This window comes from Sphingomonas sp. JC676, from assembly GCF_014489075.1.
GTDB lineage: Bacteria > Pseudomonadota > Alphaproteobacteria > Sphingomonadales > Sphingomonadaceae > Sphingomonas.
On record NZ_JACTGR010000009.1, the window covers coordinates 36,858 to 42,857 of the forward strand.

Annotated in this window: 7 protein-coding genes; 1 reads left to right on the forward strand and 6 read right to left on the reverse strand. The window is 62.3% G+C overall.

Annotated features, from left to right (window positions below):
- Positions 1-289 precede the first annotated feature (289 nt).
- Positions 290-796 carry a helix-turn-helix domain-containing protein gene (locus IAG41_RS22380; protein ID WP_222950842.1) on the forward strand — a complete coding sequence of 169 codons (507 nt, stop codon included), beginning with the start codon at positions 290-292 and terminating at the stop codon, positions 794-796.
- A gap of 325 nt (positions 797-1,121) precedes the next feature.
- On the opposite strand, the gene IAG41_RS22385 is transcribed toward IAG41_RS22380, so the two are convergent.
- The 6 genes from IAG41_RS22385 to rpsU form a co-directional block, all read right to left on the reverse strand.
- Complete coding sequence (locus tag IAG41_RS22385) at positions 1,122-2,630, reverse strand: hypothetical protein (protein WP_187730920.1); 1,509 nt, start codon at positions 2,628-2,630, stop codon at positions 1,122-1,124.
- Entirely contained in the window at positions 2,630-2,926 is a 297-nt protein-coding gene (locus IAG41_RS22390; RefSeq protein ID WP_187730921.1) for a hypothetical protein, read from the reverse strand. The genes IAG41_RS22385 and IAG41_RS22390 overlap by 1 nt, the downstream gene beginning before the upstream one ends.
- Positions 2,927-2,979: 53 nt before the next feature.
- Positions 2,980-3,966 carry a L,D-transpeptidase gene (locus tag IAG41_RS22395; RefSeq protein WP_187730926.1) on the reverse strand — a complete coding sequence of 329 codons (987 nt, stop codon included), beginning with the start codon at positions 3,964-3,966 and terminating at the stop codon, positions 2,980-2,982.
- The gene (locus tag IAG41_RS23525) at positions 3,966-4,490 is read right to left on the reverse strand and encodes a GNAT family N-acetyltransferase (RefSeq protein WP_187730922.1); all 525 of its coding nucleotides are present in this window, start codon (positions 4,488-4,490) and stop codon (positions 3,966-3,968) included. Before IAG41_RS23525 ends, IAG41_RS22395 begins: the two co-directional genes overlap by 1 nt.
- Before the next feature lie 293 nt (positions 4,491-4,783).
- Positions 4,784-5,431, reverse strand: coding sequence for an alpha/beta hydrolase (locus IAG41_RS22405; protein WP_187730923.1), 648 nt, complete (start codon positions 5,429-5,431; stop codon positions 4,784-4,786).
- Positions 5,432-5,581: 150 nt separating this feature from the next.
- A complete protein-coding gene (gene rpsU / locus IAG41_RS22410) occupies positions 5,582-5,782 on the reverse strand; it encodes a 30S ribosomal protein S21 (RefSeq protein ID WP_056528936.1) in 201 nt (66 codons plus the stop codon).
- Positions 5,783-6,000 lie beyond the last annotated feature (218 nt).

A 6,000-nucleotide genomic window follows, 5' to 3' on the forward strand; every position in this document is an offset into this window, starting at 1 on the left:
GTTCGCGATGAATAATCCAGAATGGTGCGGTCTTTCTCGTAGTGAGGCCGCAAATTTGGAAAGGAATGCCTGAATCCCCTTGGAGATCGGCAGAATCGGCGCAAACCTACTAGAATGATGCGAGATTCACGCCGGAAATCGTGCGACTATCGGCAAGGCGCGCGCAGTGACTCGAAGGGTTGGCCCTGCCGGCAACTGATATGCCGGCGGCCGAGCAAGGGACCACGTGCATGAGCTTGGGACTTCGGCCTCTCGGTCTTAGGCTCGCGAGGGGGAGCATAGGTACGGCATGAAGAGCAAAGAGGAGAGAGCCGATATCGATCTCCTTTCGGCCGCGCTAAAAGGGATCCGGAGGGATCGACGCATGCGGTCGAGCGAGGTTGCACGCGCGATGGGCATGCCGCTCAGGTCCTATGAACATTTCGAGTCTGGCCGCGGCCGCTTCACGTTCGACCGGCTCGTACGGTTCGCCGAAGTCACGAACAGCGATGCCCTCGCCATCATCGCGGTGCTTGCGCTCAAGTCGCCAGAATTCGCGCTGCGCTGCGCGGACAACAAGCTCATGACGATTTTTATGATAGCGATGAGCGAATTGAACGAAGAGCTCGGCGACGACATCACCTTTCTGGAGCCTGGCATCCTGATCGGTGCCTTTACACGCGTGGCCAAGGACCTGAGCGAACATATCGCGAAGCGGGATCTATTTGCAGAGACGTGGCTCAAGGAACGCAGCTCCAAGATTCAGGGCGCCCGCCCGCTGGAAGACGGGCGACTGCGCCGCCGACCTGCGGACTGAGGCGGGCTCGAACGCAGCAGCACGTGGCGCACGCCAGCAACCAGGCCCATCGGGAAATCAAACCGAAAGTCGAACACCACCGCTCGCCGTTAAGTGCAGAGCTAGGCGGCTCCCCACGCGGCCGAATTTGTCCACGCCGCCTAGGCCTGCCGGCGGCTTTACATAAATCCGCATAAAGACTTGGCCAGGTCGCAACAAAGCCGCTCGGCGCGCGCCATGCGAGCCAAACGCGTTCAAAAAGAGCGAGTTCTTCATCCTCCTTTATGCCCACGAAAACGGGTCTGGCCAACCTTCTGCCCCGTTTGGCGGAACCGCAACCGCCGCCTCATCCGCATCCTTGACCCTTTCGGACGATTGTCCGCTGCCCGGTTATACTGTTCCAGCTATAGCGCTCATAGGTAGTGGCATTGTCATTTTCAAAGTTCTGATGATGGAGGCTACAGATCACGTCGCGCTTGCCGATCTTCCCAAGGTAATCCGGATCGCCATTTCCGTTAAAGCTCCCGAAACCTGGCACGGGGCTGACAAGATGGCCGCCGCCCGCTTTTGAGACGAAAGCAACCAGTACGCAATTCGGTCCGCAAGGCTTCGGCCATGCTTTCGGCTCGACGCCAAACATGCCGCACTGCAGGTTTGAGGTATCGACGATGTGGTCCAGCACACCATCGGCATTGAAATCGAGACGCACGGGCGGCTCATCGTGATCAATCATATCTGGACTGTTCACCGCGGCGAGCGACTCCCGAACACCCGTCAACCGTCGGCCCGCTTCCGCGCATCGACGGTCCAACTCGGCAAAATATGACTTCACTTCGACCGGAAACTTGTCGAGCGCGCCCAGTCGCCAATCCGCTGTGGCAACTTCGCTTCGGCTCCACCGTGTCGCCGAAACCATTGTCAGAATCTCGTTGATCTCGGGATGATTGTCGTCTTCGATTTCGTCCGTCACGGCATCCTGGTGGATGCGCAGCGTGGCCTTTTTGTTCGCTATGACGGTGAAGCGGTCCACCGGCACGGCGAGCGACGACACGATGCTGCCATCGGGCAGCGAGGTGTAGATGAAAAGTGTTCCGGCGCCCGAATTGTCGCTTCGTGGGTCCAGGCTGCACCAAAGCTTGCTGGTATCGACGACGAAATCCTGGACACCGTCGCCGTTGAAGTCGGCGCGGCTGATGGCATTCAACGCAGCGAGGCCCGTGCCGCGCCCCGTCGGGTACTGTCCGTCGTCAAAGGGATTGGGTGCCGCGCAGCTTTGATCGAAATCGGTCAAGTCGCGGCGAACGACGGGTGGGAGCGTCGTATCGCCGAAAACCGCGCGGCTTGTCGCTGCGTGTGCGGCGACCGGCACACGGGCGGGTATAGCAGCAGCAGCGTAGCACCCGCCCAGCGCCCCCTGCATCGCCTGGCCTGCCCCCGCGAGCGACACTGTCCCGTAGCGCACGCCGTCGATCGCGACCTCGACGCTTTCCGCGCGCGCCAGCATGTCGAGGACGCGGGTGTCGCGCACCGGCCCGGCCCAGACATTGCTTGCGCCGTTACGAACCACGCCGAGCTTGCCGGTCGATCTGCCATCACTAAAGCTTAGCAGCGCCGGATTGCGTGCCGGCGCGCGTGCCAGGCCGATTGCGATGATTGGGACGTTGCGCTCGCAGGTCAGCCCGATCCCCCGCATCAGGCCGGCCCCACCGTGCATCCCCCCGCGCGCAACCTTGTGGCCCCCCTGCTGGACGACTACCTCCCACACCTGCGCCTGCCCCTGCGCCAGTGGTAACCCGCATGCGGCAAGCGCGAGGACGGCGCAAAGCGATCCCCGAAAAGTGCGTATACTCGCCATCAGGCGGCCCTTTTTGCCAGCGGCTTGGCGATCTCGCCCAATCCAGCCAGCATCCGCTGGATCCCACAGGCGCGCATCAGCTGCACACCGCCAATACTGATAAATCTCTGGATCGAAATCTGGCAAATCAAACCGCGCCATGACCCGTCTCCCATCCACGAGAAGCTGAACTGTACATCAGCCAATTTGGGAGTCCAATCATGATTGCGCGACTTAGGCCTGCCGGCATTTGCCCCGAGGTACGCGCCGCACCTTCTCCACTTCAGCAGTGTCTGCTCGATACTGATCTCGGGCATGCCGCGCGTTTGAACGAGTTGAACCGAGCCCTACGCGGCGACGGTCACGCCCGTCATCTGGCGTCGGTCACTATCACCGTCAGCGTGCGGCCGGTGCCGCTGCTGCGTAGGGAATCGCGTGTAACGAGAAGCGTGGTGCCCGGACGCAGAACACCAAGGATCTGCTCGCGGAGGCCGTCCGGCAGATGGGCGCGCGCGCGCTCGCCGCGCGTCATTTCGGCGATTGCGCCTGGAATATGGCCGGGCAAAGCGAGGCGGAGCCAGTGCACCTCGCCGTCAGTGCTTGCACCCAGCGTGAACGCCTCGGTCGTCTCGATCGGACCATCGATGCCGATGTCCGCCGAACCGATCTCGATCCCGTTTCTCAGAACCAGAATCCGTTTGTCCTTCCCGCTGACCACGATCGAGACGGGGCCACCCGGCGACCTGTCCGGCCGCCAGACATACTTCTCGGGGCTCGAGTGTCCGTCCTCTGCGGCCGCCAAAGCGACCGGAGCAGCGGAAACTTCGGGGGCAACCGCATCGTCGGTGATGATTACGGTGAGCCCGAGCTTGGTCACTTGATAGAGCAGTTTCGCAAATGCCAATGGCAGCCGGACACAGCCGTGGGACGCCGGATATCCCGGCAAGTTGCCGGCATGCAGGGCTATGCCCCCCCAGGTCAGGCGCTGCATGAACGGCATGGGCGCATCGGCGTACAGGTTCGACTTGTGATCCGGATCCTTCTGCAGGATCGTGAAAATGCCGGTGGGCGTATCGTGGCCCGGCCGGCCGCTCGATACTGTCGATACGCCGATCGGTAATCCGTTGCGGTAGACAAAGGCGCGTTGCGCTTTGAGGCTCACGATCAACGTCACCGGTCCTTCGGGCGCAATATTGGGCGCCCATAGGAATTCGCCCGGCTTCAGCCGCTCGATGGCGCCATCGGCGGCGACCGGATCGGCCTGCGCCATGGCGGGCGGAACCGTGGTCAGCAGCAGAGCCGCTGCATGCCAGAACAGACTGTGCCTGGCTCCTGTCGCGTGCCTGTTCGCGAGCATCAATGTCGATCGAGCGAGCGGCTGACAAGCACCTGGGTTGCGTCTCCGGGATATTCGCGAACCACAAAGCCCATGTCGCGCTCGAGCTCGATGGCATCATGGTTGTCGCGGCTCTCGATCGATTCGAGCGTCCGCAGTCCCTTGGTCTCGGCATAGCGCGCAATATAGGCGAGCAGCTCCCAGCCTATGCCCTGGTGCTTGTGATCGTCGCGGATCGCGATCGCGACCTCGCCGCGATCGAAGGCCATGTCGCAGGCGAGCATGCCCGTTGCGATCATCATCGAGCCGTCGGCCGTGAACACCAGGAAGCTCTCGCTATATTGGTGATCGGGATGCGTCAGCATCGAGATCTGGCCGGGCGACACCTCGTTGATGCCAGTGAGAAAGCGGAACCGAAGGTCGGCACGGCTCACATGGCCGAAGAATTCCTTGATCGTGCCGTCATCGTCGGGACGGGCGGCGCGGACATGAAATCTGTGGCCGGTTCGGGTCGTGATGAAGGTGTCTAGATCTGGATGGGTCACGTCTTTACCTCTGGTGAGGGCACCAAACGGGCGGTTCGAGAGCGCCTGGTGTCGAAGGGTCGCGGAAGGTGGAATGCGCGCGGATCCCCGCTGCGGCGCCTTTGCGAAGGCGTTTCACTGCTTCTAGCACGGATGCGCCCATCAGCCTCGGCAATTCGGAAGTCGAGCAACCCCGAACGATTTCCATCAATTCTGTGGTTTGTGGACAGCGATGGCCCTAATTCCTGTCATTGGACAGTTTGGGCAGCCCATCGAAAAGGCCCGACGTTCAAACGAAACGCGAAGCTGCTGGATCAGCCAAGAACGCGGACGGCGAATGCCGTGGTAGCGGCGAGCCCGTCCTGGCCGACGCTATGTCCCACGCCTGGCGAAACGTGGGTCTCGACCGTGACACCGGATGCGGTCAGCGCGGTCGACGCCAATTCCATCGAGCGGAACGGTACGACATCATCTTCGGTGCCGTGGATCAGCAGCACCGGTGGACGGCTCCTGATTTGCGCGTGCAGCCGCTCAGGTGCGACGAGCATGCCCGAGATCCCGACGATGCCCGCGACAGGCTCTGGGCGCCGCAGCCCGACGTGCAGCGCCATCATCGTGCCCTGGCTGAAGCCGACGAGAAGGAGGCGATCGCTCGGCAGGTCGGCGTCTTCGAGCGCGTGCGTGATGAAGGCGTCGAGAGCAGGCGCGGCTGCGGCGGCGCCGGCGGCGCGCTCGGCCATCGAGAAGGTCTCGATCGGCCACCATTGGTAAGCGGCGGCCATCCGGGAGATCTGCGACGGTGCGTTGGGCGCTACGAATGCGGCGTGGGGGAGCGCCGGCTGGATCATGCGGGCCAGCGAGATCAGGTCGTCTCCGTTCGATCCGTAGCCATGGATCAGGATGACGAGGGCGTTCGGCTTCGAGCCCGAGAGGGCGACGAGGCGGGGACCGTCGAGCGACACGCGAATCCTTTCAACGGGTAGTGTGGGACACGAGCCTAGCGCGAGGTCGCGACATCGGACCCGCCGCTGCGGCGTAACCAGCAACCTCCGCCGCTGCCAGAACCTCCCCCTCCGTTCGGGTTGCGGAGTGCCGGGAGGGGTCGTTCGTCATTATTTGTCGCGTTCAGCACGCTTACGATCGGCCTTTCGCGCACGGCTTATCGCTGCCGCGTGCTGGCGCGCTCTCTTTTCCGACGGCTTTTCGTAATGCCGACGCAGTTTCATCTCGCGATAAACACCCTCGCGCTGCAGCTTCTTCTTCAAGGCGCGAAGGGCTTGATCGACGTTGTTGTCGCGGACGATTATCTGCATGCGATCTTGGTTTCCAGCTGATTTGACGCTTGGTCGAACCCGGCGGCTCTACAGCCAGAGGGGCTGTAAGCCAAGGAATGAGCTAAGGCCGATCACTGAGATTATTGTTGCCGCTCGCCCGTCTAGGCCATCAGCACGATTTGTCGAAGACGAAAGACGGACGGATCGGCAGCTCAGCGTCCTGGTTCCGGACGTTGGCGGCGGCTTGGGTCATGCCT